This is a genomic window from Cupriavidus necator (genome assembly GCF_013141915.1).
Lineage (GTDB): Bacteria > Pseudomonadota > Gammaproteobacteria > Burkholderiales > Burkholderiaceae > Cupriavidus > Cupriavidus necator_B.
This window is the reverse complement of the sequence record NZ_SROX01000001.1, coordinates 24,522-42,051: the sequence shown is the minus strand read 5'-3', so window position 1 is coordinate 42,051 and position 17,530 is coordinate 24,522. Positions and strand designations below refer to the sequence as shown.

Genomic DNA, 17,530 nt, shown 5'->3' with positions numbered 1-17,530 from the left:
TAGACAACTTGGAGCCCCTGATGTCCACCTCTCGCATCCTCCGCACCCTCGCTGCGTCCTCCGCCCTGCTGGGCCTGGCCGCCGCCACGCCCGCACTGGCCGACGCCAATGGCGTGAAGATCGGCGTCATCACCGATATGTCCGGCTCCTATGCCGACCTCTCCGGCAAGGGCTCCGTGCTTGCCGCCCAGATGGCCGTGGAAGAGTTCGGCGGCAAGGCACTCGGCAAGCCGGTGACGGTGCTTTCCGCGGATCACCAGAACAAGGCGGATATCGCCTCGTCGCTGGCGCGCCGCTGGTTCGATACCGATGGCGTCGACATGGTGATCGACTTCCCCAACTCGTCGACCGCGCTGGCGGTGCAGGAGGTGGCGCGGCAGAAGCAGAAGATCGACATCGTCTCGACCGGCGGCGCCATGGCGCTGACCAACCAGAACTGCTCGCCCACCGGCTTTCACTGGGCCTGGGACACGTATTCGGTGTCTTACCCGCTGGTGCGGCGCATGATCGAACAGGGCCGCAACAGCTGGTACTACATCACAGTGGACTACGCCTTCGGCCAGTCGCTGGAGGCAGATTTCCGCAAGGCCGTGGACGCCGGCGGCGGCAAGAACGTGGGCGCCACCCGGCATCCGCTCAACGCCAGCGATTTCAGCAGCCCGGTGGTGGCCGCCTCGGCTTCCAAGGCCAAGGTCGTGGTGCTGGCCAATGCCGGCAACGACATGATCAACGGCGTCAAGGCGGCCGGCGGGTTCGGCCTGATCAAGGCGGGCCAGACGGTGATCACGCCCTCCACCTTCATCACCGACCTCAAGAGCCTGGGCCTGAACGCTGCGCAGGGGCTGACCTATGTCGACCCGTTCAAGCTCGACCTGGATGGCAAGTCGAAGGACTTCGTCGAGCGCTACTACAAGCGCCACAAGGCCTATCCCACGCATGGCCAGATCGGCGTCTATTCCGGCGTGCTGCATTACCTGAAGGCGGTGGAGGCAGCGAAGACCGTGGAAGGCCCGGCCGTGGCGGAGAAGATGCGCGCGCTGCCCGTCAACGATGCCTTTGTGCGCAACGGCAAGGTGCGTGCCGACGGCCGCATGGTGCATGACATGTACCTGGCCCAGGCCAAGACCCCGGCCGAGTCCAAGGGACCGTGGGACCTGGTCAGGTACATCGGCACGATCCCCGGCGACGAGGCCTTCCGTCCGCTGTCGGCCAGCGACTGCCCCCTGGTGAAAAAGTGAGCATGCCATGCCTGACACCGATGTAATCCTGCAGACGCAGGGACTGACCAAGGCGTTCAAGGGCTTTACCGCAGTCAGCGATGTCAGCCTGTCTGTGCGGCGCGGCTCGATCCATGCGCTGATCGGCCCCAACGGCGCCGGCAAGACCACCTGCTTCAACCTGCTGACGAAGTTCCATGCGCCCTCGTCCGGATCGATCCATTTCAACGGCGCCGACATCACCGCGCTGCGCCCGGCCCAGATCGCCCGCATGGGGGTGATCCGCTCGTTCCAGATCTCGGCGGTGTTTCCGCAACTGACGGTGCTGGAGAACGTGCGCATCGCGCTGCAGCGCCGGCTCGGGAGCTCGTGGCATTTCTGGCGCGGCATGCGCTCCCTGTCGCGGCTGGACGGCCGCGCCATGGAACTGCTGGATGCGGTCGGCCTGGCCGGCTTCGCGCACCTGGGCACGGCGGAACTGGCCTACGGGCGCAAGCGCGCGCTGGAACTCGCCACCACGCTCGCGACCGACCCGGAACTGATGCTGCTGGACGAACCGACGCAAGGCATGGGCCATGAAGACGTGGAGACCGTCACCGCCCTGATCAAGCGCGTTTCGGCGGGGCGGACGGTGCTGATGGTGGAGCACAACATGAGCGTGGTGTCGTCCATCGTGGACCGCATCACCGTGCTGCAGCGCGGCGCGGTGCTGGCAGAAGGGACCTATGACGAGATCTCACGCAATCCGCAGGTAAGGGAAGCCTATATGGGAACCACCGACGAACCCGAAGACCGCCACGCAGCCGCGGCGGCGCTGAGCGCGGAGGCATCATGACCAGGACGACCTCCCCTGCCCTCGAACTCCGCGGCCTGCACGCCTGGTATGGCGAGTCGCACATCCTTCACGGCGTGGACCTGACCGTCAACCCGGGCGAGGTGGTGACGCTGCTCGGCCGCAACGGCGCCGGACGCACCACCACGCTGCGCGCCATCATGGGCCTGGTCGGCATGCGCAAGGGTTCGGTGCGCGTGCAGGGTCGGGAAACGATCGGCATGAAAACGCACCGCATCGCGCCGCTGGGGCTGGGCTACTGCCCGGAAGAACGTGCCATCTTTGCCAGCCTGTCCTGCGAGGAGAACCTGCTGCTGCCGCCGCAATTTGCCTGCGCCCCGGGCGCAGTCGGACTGCGCGAGCCAATGACCCTCGGTGAGATCTACGAGATGTTCCCCAACCTGCACGAGCGGCGCAAGAGCCAGGGCACGCGCATGTCGGGCGGGGAGCAGCAGATGCTGGCGGTGGCCCGCATCCTGCGCACCGGCGCCAGTGTGCTGCTGCTAGACGAGATCTCGGAAGGCCTGGCGCCCGTGATCGTGCAAAAGCTGGCGAAGATGATCGCCATGCTGCGCAGCCGCGGCTACACCATCGTCATGGTGGAGCAGAACTTCCGCTTCGCCGCGCCGCTGGCGGACCGCTTCTTCGTGATGGAGCACGGCCGCATCGTCGAGGCGTTCGCCGCCGATGAGCTCGAACGAAAGATGCCCACGCTCAGCGCCTTGCTGGGCGTTTAAGGAGACTTTTCATGGAATTGTTTGGAGTGCCCCTGCCAGCGCTGCTGAGCCAGTTGCTACTGGGGCTGGTCAACGGCTCGTTCTACGCGATCCTGAGCCTGGGGCTGGCCGTGATCTTCGGCCTGCTCAACGTGATCAACTTTGCGCACGGCGCGCTGTTCATGCTCGGCGCGGTGCTGGCCTGGATGGGCCTGAACTACCTCGGGCTGAACTACTGGCTGATGCTGGTGCTGGCACCGCTGGTGGCCGGCGCGCTCGGCGTGGTGCTTGAGCGCACCATGCTGCGCCACCTCTACCGCTTCGACCACCTGTACGGGCTGCTGCTGACGCTGGGCATCTGCCTGCTGATCGAAGGCGCGTTGCGCTCGGTCTACGGCGTCTCCGGCCTGCCCTATCCCACGCCGGAAGCATTGTCTGGCGTGAGCCACCTGGGCTTCATGGTGCTGCCCAACTACCGCGCATGGGTGGTGCTGGCGTCGCTGGCGGTGTGCTTTGCCACCTGGTTCATGATCGAGAAGACCCGGCTGGGCGCCTACCTGCGCGCCGGCACCGAGAACCCGCGCATGGTCGAGGCCTTCGGCGTCAACGTGCCGCTGCTGGTGACGCTGACCTACGCGTTCGGCGTGGGCCTGGCCGCGCTGGCGGGCGTGCTGGCCGCGCCGGTGATGCAGGTCTCGCCGCTGATGGGCCAGAACCTGATCATCACGGTCTTCGCCGTGGTGGTGATCGGCGGCATGGGTTCGATCCTTGGCTCGATCTTCACCGGACTTGGGCTGGGCGTCTTCGAGGGCATCACCAAGGTCTACTACCCCGAAGCTTCCGCGACCGTGGTCTTCGTCGCCATGGTGTGCGTGCTGCTGGTGCGCCCCGCCGGGCTCTTTGGAAAGGAAAAATGATGGCAAGCGGAAAGCGTGCAACCTTCGCCTACGGACTGCTGCTGGCGGTCCTGCTGCTCGCGCCCTGGCTGGGCGCCTACCCCGTGCTGGTGATGAAGCTGCTGTGCTTCGCGCTCTTTGCCTGCGCCTTCAACCTGCTGCTGGGCTACACCGGGCTGGTGTCGTTCGGCCATGCGGCCTTCTTCGGCGGCGCCGCCTATGCCTGCGGCTATGCGATGAAGTTCCTGCAGTTGACGCCGGAGCTGGGCCTGCTCGCAGGCACCGCCTTCGGGGCCCTGCTCGGGCTGGTGTTCGGGGCCTTGGCGATTCGCCGGCAGGGCATCTACTTCGCCATGATCACGCTGGCGCTGGCGCAGATGTTCTACTTCTTCTGCCTACAGACGCCCGCGACCGGTGGCGAAGACGGCCTCCAGGCAGTGCCACGGGGCGACCTGTTCGGCGTGCTGCCGCTGGCGTCGGACCACACCATGTACTACGTCGTGCTGCTGATTACCGCCGCAGCTTTCCTCGGCATCATGCGCATCGTCAACTCGCCGTTCGGGCAGATCCTGCGCGCGATCAAGGAGAACGAGCCGCGTGCCATCTCGCTGGGGTATGACGCGGATCGCTTCAAGCTGCTGGCGTTCGTGCTGTCGTCGGCACTGGCTGGGCTGGCGGGCGCGCTCAAGACCCTGGTGCTGGGTTTTGCCACGCTCACCGACGTGCACTGGATGATGTCGGGCACGGTCATCCTGATGACCCTGGTCGGCGGCATGGGCACGTTGTCGGGCCCGCTGGTGGGCGCGCTGGTGATCGTGGCGCTGGAAAACAAGCTGGGCGACGCCGGCAATGTGCTCGCGGCCCTGACCGGCATCGGCTGGTTCGAAGCGCTGGGCGAATCGGTCAGCATGGTGACGGGGCTGATCTTCGTGGTGTGCGTGCTGACGTTCCGCCGCGGCATCATGGGCGAGATCCGGGCTCGCTGGCAGGCGCGCCCGTCGCGGCCGGCCGGCGCGCCCGCGGTGGGGCCAGCCCGATCCGGCGCGGCCAACCCAGGCCAGGGTTAACCAGAATACTGCGAGCAAAAAACATCAGTACACTGATCTTATATATTCAGCATACTGACAAATCTAATTCACGGAGATCGCCATGGCATGGATTGAAATCGACGTCGCGCACGGCCTGCAGAACGACGAGGTAATGCCGCTGACGCTGGGAGACCGCCAGCTCGCCGTCTATCGCAGCGACGACCAGTTCTTCGTCACCGACAACGTCTGCACGCACCAGTACGCGCTGCTGTCCGACGGCTACCTGGAAGACGGCTGCATCGAGTGCCCGCTGCACCAGGCTCGCTTCGATATCCGCTCCGGCAAGGCCATGTGCGCGCCTGCCACCAGCGACATCCGCACCTACCCGGTCAAGTTCGAAGACAGCCGGGTGTGGGTCGAGCTTTGAAGGTGCCGAGCATGCCACAAGACACCCCCATCCTGATTGTCGGCGCCGGCCAGGCTGGCGCGATGGCCGCTGCCGAACTGCGCAGGCTGGGCCATGACGGGCGCATCGTCATGGCCGGCGGCGAGCGCCATGCACCGTACGAACGCCCGCCGCTGTCCAAGTCCGTGCTCACCGACGCCGCGCAGGACGGCAAGATCGGCGTGCACCCCCCCGGCTTCTATGCCGGGCAGGAGATCGAGCTGCGGCTTGGCACCACGGTCACCGCGCTGGACCCCGCACGCAGCGTGGCGCACTGCGCCGATGGCAAGGCCATTCGCTACGCCGCCTGCCTCCTCGCCACAGGCGGCAATGCGCGCATCCTGCCCGCGCTGCCGCCGGGCACGCCCCACGTGCACTACCTGCGCACGCTCGACGACGCCGCCCGCCTGCGCGATGCCATGCGGCGCGCGCGTGAGGTGATCGTGATCGGCGGCGGCTTCCTTGGCCTGGAAACGGCCTCGACCGCGGCCGGCCTCGGTCTGGGGGTCACGCTGATCGAAAGCGCCGGCCGGCTGCTCGGCCGCGCGGTGCCGCCTGAGCTTGGCAACTGGCTGGCGCAGCGCGTGCTTGCACAAGGCGTTGCGCTGCGGCTCGACTGCGCCATCGCGGCGCTGGTGCCGCAGGCCGATGGCGTGCAGGTGCGGCTTGCGGATGGCGAGGTGCTGCAGGCGCCGCTGGTGGTCGTCGCGATCGGGCTGACGCCCGAGGTGGCGCTTGGCGCCGCCGCCGGCCTGGCACTGGACCCCGCCAACGGCGGCATCCGGGTCGACCCGCAGGGCCGCACCAGCGCGGCCGGCATCTATGCCGCGGGCGATTGCTGCAGCCAGTACCAGCCCCGCTTCGGCGCCCACATGCGTCTGGAATCCTGGCAAGGCGCCAACGAGCAGGCGCGCATCGCCGCCGCGGCCATGCTGGGAACGCAGGCCGAACCCGCGGCGATGCCGTGGTTCTGGACCGACCAGTTCGGCTGCAACGTGCAGATGCTCGGCGCCGCCACTCCCGATACCCGCTATGCCTGGCGCGGCATCGCCGCCAGCGACGCGCCGTGCCCCAGGTTCATGTTGCTTGGCACCCGGCACGGCCGGCTCAGCCACGCCATCGCCATCAATGCCGGCGGCGACTTGCGGCCGTTGCGCGCGCTTTTCGGCCATGCCGTCGAAGACCTGCTGCCACGGCTGTGCGACGACGCCTTGCCGCTGCGACAGCTGATGCGCGAGGTCCCGACGGCAGCGGCGAGCCCCACTACACTCTGAAAGGACTCCCACATGTACCAGACACAAGCGGTAATCCAGCACACCCTGGGCAAGAAAGACGCCGGCCTGGCCGAATGCCGTTGACCCGAAGACAGCCTGCACTACATCCCGGACTGGGTCTATACCAGCAAGGAGGTGCACGACCTGGAGCTGCAGAAGATCTTTCGCGGACGCTCCTGGAACTACGTCGCGCTCGAAGCGGAGATCCCCAACGCCGGCGACTACAAGCGCTCTTATGTCGGCGCGACGCCGGTGGTGGTGTCGCGCGCCGAAGATGGCTCGGTCAACGTCTTCGAAAATCGCTGTGCGCACCGCGGCGCCGAGTTCTGCCGCCACAGCCAGGGCAATGCGAAGGAATTCGTCTGCCCCTATCACCAGTGGTCCTACGACCTCAAGGGCAACCTGCAGGGCGTTCCGTTCAAGCGCGGCGTCAATCGCGCGGGCGGCATGCCCAGGGACTTCCGCAACGAGGACCACGGCCTGGTCAAGCTGAACGTGGCCACGCGCAACGGCGTAGTCTTCGCCTCGTACGCGGCGGACATGGAAAGCCTGGAAGACTACCTGACGCCGGAGATCCTCAAGGACTTCGACATCGTCTTCAACGGCAAGCCGCTCAAGGTGCTCGGGTACTACAAAAACGAACTCCCGTGCAACTGGAAGATGTACCACGAGAACCTCAAGGACCCGTACCACGCCACGCTGCTGCACTCCTTCCTGGTGGTGTTCGGGCTGCTGGTGGCGGGCAATGAAAGCGCCATGATCGCCGATCCGGTGCACGGGCGGCACGGCACCATGGCGTCGGCGAAGAAGGAAGACAAGTACGCGGCCGTCAGCGACGAGAACAAGAAGGAGATGCGCTCATACCATGAGGGCATGCGCCTGGAAGACGAACGCTTCCTGGAGTATGTGAAAGAGTTCGATTCGCCGTGGTCGGTGACGATGCAGACGATCTGGCCGAACCTGGTCGTGCAGCGCGAAATGAACACCCTCGGGGTGCGCCAGATCGTGCCCAACGGGCCGGACAGCATGCTGATGCTGTGGACCATGTTCGGCTACGAGGACGATACCGAGGAGATGACGCAACACCGCCTGCGCCAGGGCAACCTGATGGGGCCCGCAGGATTCCTGGGGCTGGAGGACAACGAGGCGATGAAGTTCGTGCAGGAAGGCGTGCGGCGCTCCAGCAGCGACCTCAACGTGCTCAAGCTCGATCCCGGCCAGATCGGCACATCCAGCTCGCTGATCTCCGAATCCGCCATCCGCGCGATGTACCAGTATTACCGCGGCGTGATGGGGTTCTGAAAGAACCAACAACGGGATTTTCCGAACATGAAACCGATGAACTACTCCCTGTATCGCGAGAGCGCGCTCGGTGCCGCACGCGCCATCGAACTGCGCCTGGAGATCGACGCCTTCCACGCAGACTATTGCGCCGTGCTCGACGCCGGCCTGGTCGAGCAATGGCCCCGCTTCTTCACCGACGACGCCCTCTACCGGATCACCGCGCGCGAGAACGCCGAACGCGGGCTGCCGGTGGGGCTGGTCTATGCGGAAGGCATCGGCATGATGCGCGACCGCGCCTCGGCCATTGCCAATACCCAGATGTTCGCGCCTCGCTACAATCTGCATCTGGTCACCAACACGCGCGTCAGCGACGAAACCGCGGACGGCGACATCCTGGCACAGGCCAACTACATGCTGCTGCAAACGCTGGTGGAAGGCCCCACCACCATCCACCTGGCGGGGACCTACTACGACCGCTTCCGCCGCCAGGGTGGCAGGCTGCTGCTGCGCGAGCGGCAGGCAGTCTACGATACCACCATCATTGCCAACGACCTGGTCTACCCGGTCTAGGCCACTTTCCCGCGGCGGGCCTTGCGCCCGCCGCCGGGCTTACATGCTGCGCAGCACGGTGCGGCTGTACTGGTTGTTGGCTTCCACCAGCGTCGCCAGCAGGTCCATGAACACTTCGCGCTGAGCAGGCTTGAGCGGCGCCAGCATGCGCTCCTGCGCACGCGCCATGTCGGCACGCAGCGCCGTGACCACGCTCTTGCCTTCCCGCGTCAGGTAGACATGGCGGGTGCGCCGGTCGGCTGGGTTGTCGCGGCGCTCTACCAATCCACGCTCTTCAAGTCGGCGGACGACGTCGGCGGTCGTGGTCCGGTCCAAACCGACCTCCTGCCCGAGCGAGGTCTGATCCAGCCCCGGCAGCACCGATAGCACCGTCAGGATGGCATATTGCACGGGCGTGATATTGGGCGACTTGCACTCCTCGAAGAACATCGCGACGTGGATCTGGTGCAAGCGCCGCACCAGGAACCCTGGACGGGCCCAGAGCAGTTCCTTTGCCGGATCGGCTTCCGGCACGGTATCCGTCACCTCATTACTGCCGCTCGTTGCGTTGCGTTTCGCTCTCGCAGACATCGCCTTCACCAATTTTGTATGCACACTGACAGTATATATGAGGCAGACGAGAGCAAGCCGCCTTGCGGCGCAAAGGTTCAGCGCGCATCAGCGGCAAAGAGGATCTGTTCGATCCGCGCATAGCCGCGCTGGCGCGCATGCTGCAGCGGCGTCACGCCGTCGCCGTCGGCCAGGTTCACGTCGGCACCCGCCTTGACCAGCAGGCGCACGATCTCGGTATGGGCCGGCCCCCCGTTGCCCAGGATGATGGCCTCGAGCAAGGCCGTCCACTTGAGCTTGTTCACATGGTTCACCGCCACGCCGGCCGCGATCAGCGTGCGCACGGTCTCGACGTGGCCGCGCTCGGCCGCCGGAATCAGCGCGGTGCCGCCGTAGCGGTTGGTGCTGCGCAGGTCGGCCCCGTTAGCCAGCGTGAGGCGCAGGATCTCGTTGTAGCCGCGCGCACCGGCATAGAGGTAGGGACTGTCGTGGATGGCGTCCTGCGCGTTCACGTCCGCACCGGCGTCGATCAGCACCCGCGCCGCCTGCACGCGGTTGTGGTGCGTGGCCAGCAGCAGCGCCGTGCGCCCCTGCGCGTCGCGGGCGTCGATGGTGGCGCCCTGGGCCAGCAGTGCGCTGACCTGCTTGGCGTTGCCGCGCGCCGCGGCCTCGCGCAGTTGCTGCTCAGGCGTCGCGCTAGCGGCGGCGGGGACAGGTGTCAGCATGGCGATGACCAAGGCAAGGGAAAGGGAAAGGCAACGGAACAGGCGCGCCAACAGCATGTGGATGCCTCCCTGCGAATGCGTCAGGGGAAAGGTATAGGGATACATCGGCCGCATTCTGGCACGCTGCCCTCGGCACGCGAAGTTAAGGATGCAAATGCGCGCCAGTGCCTCCCGCAATAGCGTCCGGCGCCCGAATACGCTCTATAACAACCCGCGCCACCCTCCCTGCGCACGCTGGCCTATATTCGCGAGGCCCGCATCACGTTTGCCTGCGCGGGCCAGGCCTGACAGGAGACAACGCGTGTCGACCACCGAAGCCTATCTGCTGGATGCCATCCGCCTCGCCATGGAGAACGTGCGCGAGCGCAATACCTGGCCCTTTGGCGCCGTGGTGGTCAAGGACGGCACGGTGCTGGCCCGCGCGGTCAACGAAGTCGATGCCACCTGCGATCCCAGCGCGCATGCCGAGATGCAGGCGGTGCGCGCCGCCAGCCGCGCGCTGGGCAAACCCGACCTGAGCGGGTGCACCGTGTACGCCAGCGGCTATCCCTGCCCGATGTGCCTGACGGCGATGTACCTGGCCGGCGTCGAGTCGGTCTACTACGCGTATTCCAACGAGGACGGCGCTCCTTACGACCTGTCCGCCGAGCGCGGCTACGTCGAACTGGCCCGGCCGCTGGACCAGCGCGAGATGAAACTGGCCTACGTTCCGGCGCGCGACGAAGGCGTCGACCTGTACCATGCCTGGCGCGCACGGCAGGAACAGTAAAGGCGGCGGGGCGCGGTCGGCTGCCGCGCCCTTGTCCACGACGCCGGCATGGCCATCGTATTGTCACCCGATCGGGCTAGTATGGTCATGACGGCAATGCGACGCCGCGTCACATGTAACGGCCTGCGGTAGCGAGGAACCGTACGCAGCCCATCCCGTCAAACCAGTGGATTGCGCGGGACTCGCGGCGGCGCTGCAGCATTGCAGCGCAACATGCGCAGCGCATGTGCCGCGTTGTCTCCACGATCGTGTTTCGCCTTCCCCGCCGGCGCGATGCCGCCGCGCAGACTCCCAGCAAACGCCCCCCTCTAACCAAGGAGACGAACGTGCTGAGCCCGCATGAACTTGCCACGCTGCTGTTGCTGAGCGACGGCCCCGATTCCCTCGATTCCAGCGATTCCCGCCAGATCGACCCCACCGACCTCAAGGCCCTGGTCGAAAAGCAATTGGTACACCTGGAGGTCCTGCACGGTTGCCGGCAGGCGCCGCGCATCACCAGCCACGGCTATTCCATGCTGAAGGCCATGGGACGCTGAGGCCGCGGCCCAGCGTGCCGTGGCAAGCGCCGCCCGGCCCACTCGCAACACCACGGAGGCCACCATGACCACGGCCCCGGCGCTTGGCGCCGGTGTTCCGGCAGACCCCGACGGCGCGCGCCGTCGCTTCCTGCGCGACCTGGGCCTGCTGGCTGCGGCCGGCATCGCGCCGGGCATGGCCGCAGCGGCAACGCCCGCCGCGTGCCTGCTGACACCGGCCGCCACCGAAGGCCCTTTCTATCTGGACGACGCCCTGGTGCGGGCCGATATCCGCGACGGCCACCCGGGCCAGCCGTTGCGGCTGCACATCCGGGTCGTCGATGCCGGGCATGGCTGCGCACCCGTGCCGGGCGCCCTGGTCAGCGTCTGGCACTGCGATGCACAAGGCCACTACAGCGGCGAAGGCCACGGTGACCGTCAGGCGCGCTTCCTGCGCGGCGTCCAGCCCGCAAGCAGCGACGGCGTCGCCACCTTCACCTCGATCTATCCCGGCTGGTACCCGTCGCGCGCCATCCATATCCACTTCAAGGTGCTGCTCGGAAGCGCCGAAGCGCTGACCAGCCAGTTGTACTTCAGCGACGCGCTCAACCGCGAGATCCTTAGCAGCCATCCGGCCTATCGCGCGCACGGCGTGCCGTCGCGCGCCACCGCGCAGGACCCCATCGCGGGTGCGCGCCCTAACCTGATGGAGGTGCGCCAGACCCCCGATGCCGCGGGGGTGCTCGAAGCCCGCTTCACGGTCGGCATCGCGCGCGCCTGAGCTGGCGGCAGGCACGCCAGCCGCGTTCGCCGCGTAGCGCAGCCACAAAGTGCGCCGGCGCACACCGCGCGGGTAATCCCTAGATTGTGGTTGTCTGTGCCTTTCCTACCATGAAGGGAATCACGGGCCACCTGCCCGGCAACCCCTGCCTGTCCGCAGGACTGCCGCGCGTCCGCTGGCACCGCATGCTCCAGTTTTTCCCGACTTTTCCGGTGTTCGCGTCAGTGGCGAGCGGCCTAGGCCCCATGGCCGGCACGCTCGCGGGGTAGTCCCACACTCAGCAAAGGGAGACGGTCATGGCATCCAGGGCGAGCAAATCAGATGGGCGGAGCAGCGGGGTGTCCCGGCGCGGCTTCCTGGGTGGCGCCGCCGGCGCCGCCGCCGGTGCGGCGGCAATGGGCTTCCCGGCCATCGTCAAGGCGCAGGGGCCGGTCACGATGCGCTGGCAGAGCACCTGGCCGACCAAGGATATTTTTCACGAGTTCGCCGGCGACTTCGTCACCAAGGTCAACGACATGTCGGGCGGCGACCTCAAGATCGAGCTGCTGCCCGCGGGCGCGGTGGTCAAGGCCTTCGACCTGATCGACGCGGTCAGCAAGGGCACGCTGGACGGCGGCCATGGGGTGATCGCGTACTGGTACGGCAAGAACTCGGCGCTGGCGCTGTGGGGCTCGGGGCCGGCCTGGGGCATGGACCCGAACATGCTGCTGGCCTGGCACAAGTACGGTGGTGGCAAGGAGCTGCAGCAGGAGATCTACCGCAGCCTGAACCTGGACGTGGTGTCGTTCCTGTACGGGCCGATGCCGACCCAGCCGCTGGGCTGGTTCAAGAAGCCCATCACCAAGCCGGAAGACTTCAAGGGCCTGAAGTTCCGCACCGTCGGCCTGTCGATCGACATCTTCACCGGCCTCGGCGCCGCGGTGAACGCGCTGCCGGGCGCCGAGATCGTGCCGGCGCTGGACCGCGGGCTGCTCGATGCGGCGGAGTTCAACAACGCCAGCTCCGACCGCGCGCTCGGCTTCCAGGACGTGTCCAAGGTCTGCATGCTGCGCAGCTTCCACCAGTGCTCCGAGCAATTCGAGATCCTGTTCAACAAGAAGCGCTACGACGCGCTGCCGCCGAAGCTCAAGGCGCTGATCGGCAATGCGGTGGAGGCGGCCTCGGCCGACATGTCGATGAAGGCCATCGACCGCTACTCCAAGGACTACCTGGCGCTGCAGCAGCAAGGCGTGAAGTTTTACGCCACCCCCAACTCCGTGCTGCAGGCGCAGCTGAAGATCTGGGACGAGATCGTCGCGCGCAAGGAAAAAGAGAACCCCATGTTCAAGAAGGTCAATGATTCGATGAAGGCCTTCGCGCAGCGCTCCACGCGCTGGCAGAACGACACTAACGTCGACTACCGGCTGGCGTCCAGCCATTACTTCGCCAAGCGCAGCTGAGCCCGCGGGATACGCGCCGTGCAACGCCTGCTGCTGCGTATCGACTGGGTCAGCACCTTCGTCGGCCAGGCCGCGTCGTGGCTGATCATCGGGCTCACGCTGATGATCAGCTACGAGGTGTTCTCGCGCTATGCGCTGGGCGCGCCGCACGCATGGGTGTTCGATGCCAGCAACATGCTGTACGGCACGCTCTTCATGCTGGCCGGCGCCTACACGCTGGCCAAGCGGGGCCACGTGCGCGGCGATATCCTCTACGGCTTCCTGACGCCGCGGATGCAGGCCAGCATCGACCTGGTGCTGTACCTGGCCTTCTTCTTCCCCGGCGTGATCGCGCTGGCCTGGGCCGGCATCGACTTCTTCCAGGTCTCGCTGGCGCAGAACGAACACTCCTCGGTCGCCGCCGATGGCCCGCCCATCTATCCGTTCAAGGCGGTGATTCCGGTGGCCGGCGCGTTGCTGCTCCTGCAGGGCATGGCCGAGACCATCCGCTGCATCCTTTGCCTGCGCAGCGGCCACTGGCCGCCGCGCGAGGGCGATGTCGAAGAGGTCGACGTCGACAAGCTCAAGGAGATGGTGCAGGGCACGCCCACGGTCGAGCTGGCTGAATCCCTGCCGCCGCGCGACCAACCGCCGGGAGCCGGCCGATGAGGAAGGAACTGTGGTTCGGTGTGGGGCTGATGGCGCTGATCATCGGTGCCGTGGCGTGGTTCATGCCCGCCCCGGCGAACTGGACCAACGGGCACCTGGGCCTGTTGATGCTGGCGCTGATTGTGGTGGCGATCATGCTGGGCTTCCCCACCGCGTTCACGCTGATGGGCATGGGCGTGCTGTTTTCCTGGCTGGCGTACCGCCACGCCAACCCGGAGATCGCGGTACAGCAGACGCTGGACCTGATGGTGCAGCGCGCTTATGCGGTGATGACGAACGATGTGCTGATCTCGATCCCGCTGTTTGTGTTCATGGGCTACCTGGTCGAGCGCTCGAACCTGATCGAGAAGCTGTTCCGCAGCCTGCACCTCGCGCTGGCATGGATCCCGGGCTCGCTCGCGGTGGCCACGCTGGTGACCTGCGCGATCTTCGCCACCGCTACCGGCATCGTCGGCGCGGTGGTCACGCTGATGGGGCTGCTGGCCTTCCCGGCGATGCTGCGCGCGGGCTACAGCACGTCGCTGTCGGCCGGCGCGGTGACCGCGGGCGGCTGCCTCGGCATCCTGATCCCGCCATCGGTGCTGTTGATCGTCTACGGCGCCACCGCCGGCGTATCGGTGGTGCAGCTCTATGCGGGCGCGTTCTTCCCCGGCCTGATGCTGACCGCGCTCTACATCGTCTACATCCTGCTGCTGGCCAAGCTCAAGCCCGCACTGGCCCCGCCGCTGCCGGAAGCAGAGCGGGTGGTGCCGCTGCCGCCGCTGGCGCGCACGCTGGAAGCCCGTGGCGCCTCCCATGCGCTGCCTGCGCTGGGTAGCGGCCTGGTGCGCGCGCTCAAGGGGCCGCGCAACGCCGAGCTGCCCACGGCCGTGTTCGCGCGCCAGCTCGGCATTGTCCTGCTGCCGGCGCTCGCCGTGGCGTTGGTGATGGGCACGATCTACAGCGCCGTTACCGCCCCGGCCGCCAGCATCTCGGCGGAATCGCCACTGTCGCTGGGTGGCGCCGAGGAAAGCAGCGCGGCGGTGGACGAGCTGGCGGCTCCGCCGGCCGAGGATGCCACCGCGCCCGCGGCAGAGCCGTCGCAAGCCGCACCCGCGGCACCCGCAGCGCCGGCCGCCGCCAAGCCTGCCGCGCCGGCCACCGCGCAAGCGGATGCGGGGCCAGCCCCGGCGGCGACCGCGATCTCGGCACCGCGCTGGTTCTGGATCACGCTGGCGGTGGTGGGGCTGGTGCTGGTGTACTTCTACTGGCGCTTCAGTTTTGCGCGAGTGGAAATCTTCAAGATGCTGCTGTCGTCGTTCTTCCCGCTCGCGCTGCTGATCGTCGCGGTGCTGGGCTCAATCGTGTTCGGGCTGGCCACGCCGACCGAGGCAGCCGCGGTCGGCTCGCTCGGCGGTGCGCTGCTGGCTGCCGCCTACCGGCAGCTCAACTTCCGCGTGGTCAAGGAATCGGTGCTGCTGACGGCCAAGACCAGCGCCATGGTGTGCTGGCTGTTCGTGGGCTCGTCGATCTTCTCGGCCGCCTTCGCGCTGCTCGGCGGGCAGGCGCTGGTCGAGCATTGGGTGCTGTCGATGAACCTGTCGCCGGTGCAGTTCATGATCCTGGCGCAGGTCATCATCTTCCTGCTGGGCTGGCCGCTGGAGTGGACCGAGATCATCATCATCTTCATGCCGATCTTTATCCCGCTGCTCGACAACTTCGGCATCGACCCCCTGTTCTTCGGCCTGCTGGTGGCGCTGAACCTGCAGACCGCGTTCCTGTCGCCGCCGGTGGCAATGGCGGCGTTCTACCTGAAAGGCGTGGCGCCGCCGCATGTCACGCTGAACCAGATCTTCCTCGGCATGCTGCCGTTCATGGGCATCCAGCTGATTGCGCTGGTGCTGCTCTACGTCTTTCCCGGCATCGGCCTGTGGCTGCCGACGGTGCTGTACCGCTGAGCACCGCGGCACGCTGGCGCCCGTTTCCTATACTGGTTGGCAATGCCAACCGATACCGCCCTCGCCAGCCCGTCGCCCGATACCACCTTCCGCACCGACATTCCCGGGCGGCTTGACCGGCTGCCGTGGTCGCGCTGGCACTGGCGCGTGGCGATCGCGCTGGGCGTCGCCTGGGTCCTCGATGGCCTCGAGGTCACGCTGGTCGGCTCGGTCGGCGCCGTGCTGGAACGGCCCGATACGCTCGGGCTCACCGCGACCCAGGTCGGCTGGTCGGGCTCGCTCTACATCGCGGGGGCGGTGGTGGGTGCCCTGGTATTCGGGCGCATGGCCGACCGGCTCGGGCGCAAGCGCCTGTTCCTGGCCACGCTCGCGGTCTACATGGTGGCCACGCTGGCGACTGCGTTCGCGCCCGGCTTTGCCTTCTTTGCCGCGTGCCGCTTCTTCACCGGGCTGGGTATCGGCGGCGAGTATGCGGCCATCAATTCCGCCATCGACGAACTGATTCCCGCGCGCGTGCGCGGGCGCGTAAACCTCGCCATCAACGGCAGCTTCTGGCTCGGCGCGGCGCTGGGCGCGGGACTGAGCCTGGTGCTGCTCGATGCGCGCGTATTCGGCCCAGTATGGGGCTGGCGGGCCTGCTTCGCGCTGGGCGCGGCGCTGGCAGTGGCGATCGTGCTGGTGCGCCGGCACGTGCCGGAAAGCCCGCGCTGGCTGGCCACGCATGGCCGGCTCGAAGAAGCCGAACGCGTCATCGCCGCGATCGAGGCCGAGGTGCGCGCCGGCCATGGGCCGCTGCCGCCAGTGTCGCCCGATTGCGCCGCGGTGGCGATGCGCCGGCGCGCCGCGCCGGGCGTGGGCGAAGTGATGCGCCTGCTGCTGCGGCGCTATCGCCAGCGCAGCCTCATCACGCTGGCGCTGATGGTGGCGCAGGCCTTCTTCTACAACGCGATCTTCTTCACCTATGCGCTGGTGCTGTCGCGCTTCTACGGGGTGCCGGAGGCGCGCGTGGCGCTGTACATCTTCCCGTTCGCGCTCGGCAACGCGCTGGGGCCGCTGCTGCTCGGCCCGCTGTTCGACCATGTCGGGCGCCGGCGCATGATCGCCGCCACCTATGTGCTGTCCGGCATCGGCCTGGCACTGACCGGCTGGGCCTTCGTGCAAGGCTGGCTCGACGCGCGCACGCAGGCGCTGTGCTGGTCGGCGGTGTTCTTCCTCGCTTCCGCCGCAGCCAGTTCCGCCTACCTGACCGCGAGCGAGGTGTTTCCGCTGGAAATGCGCGCGCTGGCGATCTCGGTGTTCTACGCCGTAGGCACCGGCACCGGCGGCTTCATCGCGCCGCTGCTGCTGGGCGCGCTGATCGAAAGCGGCAGCCGCGAAGCGGTGGCGGCGGGCTACGGCTTCGGCGCGGCACTGGTGATCGTGGCCGGACTGCTGGCGCTGCGCTTCGGCATCGATGCCGAGCGCCGCCCGCTGGAGCACATCGCGCCGCCGCTCGGCAGCGACGACTAGCTTCGCTGCACGGCCATTCGGTGCTCGGGCACACCCGCCGGCGCAGCGTGAAACCGCATCTACCTAGGCTCTGTGCGCTCCCTACCGGCGGTGAAGCGCATGCCATGTTAATGCCGTATTAAGCAGTGCTACAGCCTGCTCTTACACATTTTTACAGCAAGCGAAGGGGCAACTGACTAGCCTTAACTCACCTGCGGCGGCCTGAGTGCGGGAATCTTTGCTTCAGCGGGCTGCCATTTCTTGGCCATGACTGGCCATTGTTCAACTCTGCCTGGATGAAGCCGGGCAAATCCACGGGCCGCGTGGCGCTGCATGCGGTATCTCGGCCCGATTGCAAAGTGCGCCGATACGGCTCAGCCACATCGCGCGCGCTGCAGACAACAAGCTGAATTGGGG

At 67.1% G+C, this 17,530-nt stretch carries 17 protein-coding genes and 1 pseudogene; 16 read left to right on the top strand and 2 right to left on the bottom strand.

Features of this window, described 5'->3' with window-relative positions:
* The first annotated feature begins 20 nt into the window (after positions 1-20).
* The 9 genes and pseudogenes from E5S69_RS00180 to E5S69_RS00140 all read left to right on the top strand — a co-directional run bounded on the left by E5S69_RS00180 (position 21) and on the right by E5S69_RS00140 (position 8,262).
* The gene (locus E5S69_RS00180) at positions 21-1,238 is read left to right on the top strand and encodes an ABC transporter substrate-binding protein (protein WP_171513008.1); all 1,218 of its coding nucleotides are present in this window, start codon (positions 21-23) and stop codon (positions 1,236-1,238) included.
* A gap of 7 nt (positions 1,239-1,245) precedes the next feature.
* Positions 1,246-2,052, top strand: a complete 807-nt coding sequence (locus tag E5S69_RS00175) for an ABC transporter ATP-binding protein (RefSeq protein ID WP_171513007.1) — start codon at positions 1,246-1,248, stop codon at positions 2,050-2,052.
* Positions 2,049-2,786, top strand: coding sequence for an ABC transporter ATP-binding protein (locus E5S69_RS00170; protein WP_171513006.1), 738 nt, complete (start codon positions 2,049-2,051; stop codon positions 2,784-2,786). The genes E5S69_RS00175 and E5S69_RS00170 overlap by 4 nt, the downstream gene beginning before the upstream one ends.
* An 11-nt stretch (positions 2,787-2,797) precedes the next feature.
* Positions 2,798-3,682 carry a branched-chain amino acid ABC transporter permease gene (locus tag E5S69_RS00165; protein ID WP_171513005.1) on the top strand — a complete coding sequence of 295 codons (885 nt, stop codon included), beginning with the start codon at positions 2,798-2,800 and terminating at the stop codon, positions 3,680-3,682.
* A complete protein-coding gene (locus tag E5S69_RS00160) occupies positions 3,682-4,728 on the top strand; it encodes a branched-chain amino acid ABC transporter permease (protein WP_171513877.1) in 1,047 nt (348 codons plus the stop codon). Before E5S69_RS00165 ends, E5S69_RS00160 begins: the two co-directional genes overlap by 1 nt.
* An 82-nt stretch (positions 4,729-4,810) precedes the next feature.
* A complete protein-coding gene (locus tag E5S69_RS00155) occupies positions 4,811-5,116 on the top strand; it encodes a non-heme iron oxygenase ferredoxin subunit (protein ID WP_171513004.1) in 306 nt (101 codons plus the stop codon).
* 11 nt (positions 5,117-5,127) lie between these two features.
* Positions 5,128-6,408 carry an NAD(P)/FAD-dependent oxidoreductase gene (locus E5S69_RS00150; protein ID WP_171513003.1) on the top strand — a complete coding sequence of 427 codons (1,281 nt, stop codon included), beginning with the start codon at positions 5,128-5,130 and terminating at the stop codon, positions 6,406-6,408.
* A gap of 12 nt (positions 6,409-6,420) precedes the next feature.
* A pseudogene (locus tag E5S69_RS00145) lies at positions 6,421-7,710 on the top strand (aromatic ring-hydroxylating dioxygenase subunit alpha).
* A gap of 36 nt (positions 7,711-7,746) precedes the next feature.
* The gene (locus E5S69_RS00140) at positions 7,747-8,262 is read left to right on the top strand and encodes an aromatic-ring-hydroxylating dioxygenase subunit beta (RefSeq protein ID WP_236901144.1); all 516 of its coding nucleotides are present in this window, start codon (positions 7,747-7,749) and stop codon (positions 8,260-8,262) included.
* A gap of 39 nt (positions 8,263-8,301) precedes the next feature.
* Here E5S69_RS00140 and E5S69_RS00135 read toward each other — a convergent pair whose 3' ends face one another.
* Both E5S69_RS00135 and E5S69_RS00130 read right to left on the bottom strand, forming a co-directional pair.
* Positions 8,302-8,832 (bottom strand): MarR family winged helix-turn-helix transcriptional regulator, encoded by a 531-nt coding sequence (locus tag E5S69_RS00135; protein ID WP_216621203.1) that lies wholly within the window; start codon positions 8,830-8,832, stop codon positions 8,302-8,304.
* A 77-nt stretch (positions 8,833-8,909) separates the two neighbouring features.
* Positions 8,910-9,593: an ankyrin repeat domain-containing protein gene (locus tag E5S69_RS00130; RefSeq protein ID WP_171513876.1), complete on the bottom strand. Its 684-nt coding sequence runs from the start codon at positions 9,591-9,593 to the stop codon at positions 8,910-8,912.
* 244 nt (positions 9,594-9,837) lie between these two features.
* On the opposite strand from E5S69_RS00130, the gene E5S69_RS00125 reads away from it, so the two are divergent.
* The 7 genes from E5S69_RS00125 (at position 9,838) to E5S69_RS00095 (ending at position 17,134) form a co-directional block, all read left to right on the top strand.
* On the top strand, positions 9,838-10,305 hold the full coding sequence (locus tag E5S69_RS00125; protein WP_171513001.1) for a deaminase: 468 nt from the start codon (positions 9,838-9,840) through the stop codon (positions 10,303-10,305).
* 326 nt (positions 10,306-10,631) lie between these two features.
* Complete coding sequence (locus tag E5S69_RS00120) at positions 10,632-10,841, top strand: hypothetical protein (RefSeq protein ID WP_171513000.1); 210 nt, start codon at positions 10,632-10,634, stop codon at positions 10,839-10,841.
* Between the two features lie 64 nt (positions 10,842-10,905).
* Positions 10,906-11,601, top strand: coding sequence for an intradiol ring-cleavage dioxygenase (locus E5S69_RS00115; protein ID WP_171512999.1), 696 nt, complete (start codon positions 10,906-10,908; stop codon positions 11,599-11,601).
* 296 nt (positions 11,602-11,897) lie between these two features.
* Entirely contained in the window at positions 11,898-13,040 is a 1,143-nt protein-coding gene (locus tag E5S69_RS00110) for a TRAP transporter substrate-binding protein (protein ID WP_171512998.1), read from the top strand.
* A gap of 18 nt (positions 13,041-13,058) precedes the next feature.
* Positions 13,059-13,688, top strand: coding sequence for a TRAP transporter small permease subunit (locus E5S69_RS00105; protein WP_171512997.1), 630 nt, complete (start codon positions 13,059-13,061; stop codon positions 13,686-13,688).
* Positions 13,685-15,625, top strand: coding sequence for a TRAP transporter large permease (locus E5S69_RS00100; protein WP_171512996.1), 1,941 nt, complete (start codon positions 13,685-13,687; stop codon positions 15,623-15,625). The genes E5S69_RS00105 and E5S69_RS00100 overlap by 4 nt, the downstream gene beginning before the upstream one ends.
* Positions 15,626-15,667: 42 nt before the next feature.
* On the top strand, positions 15,668-17,134 hold the full coding sequence (locus E5S69_RS00095; protein WP_171512995.1) for an MFS transporter: 1,467 nt from the start codon (positions 15,668-15,670) through the stop codon (positions 17,132-17,134).
* The last annotated feature ends 396 nt before the right edge of the window (positions 17,135-17,530 follow it).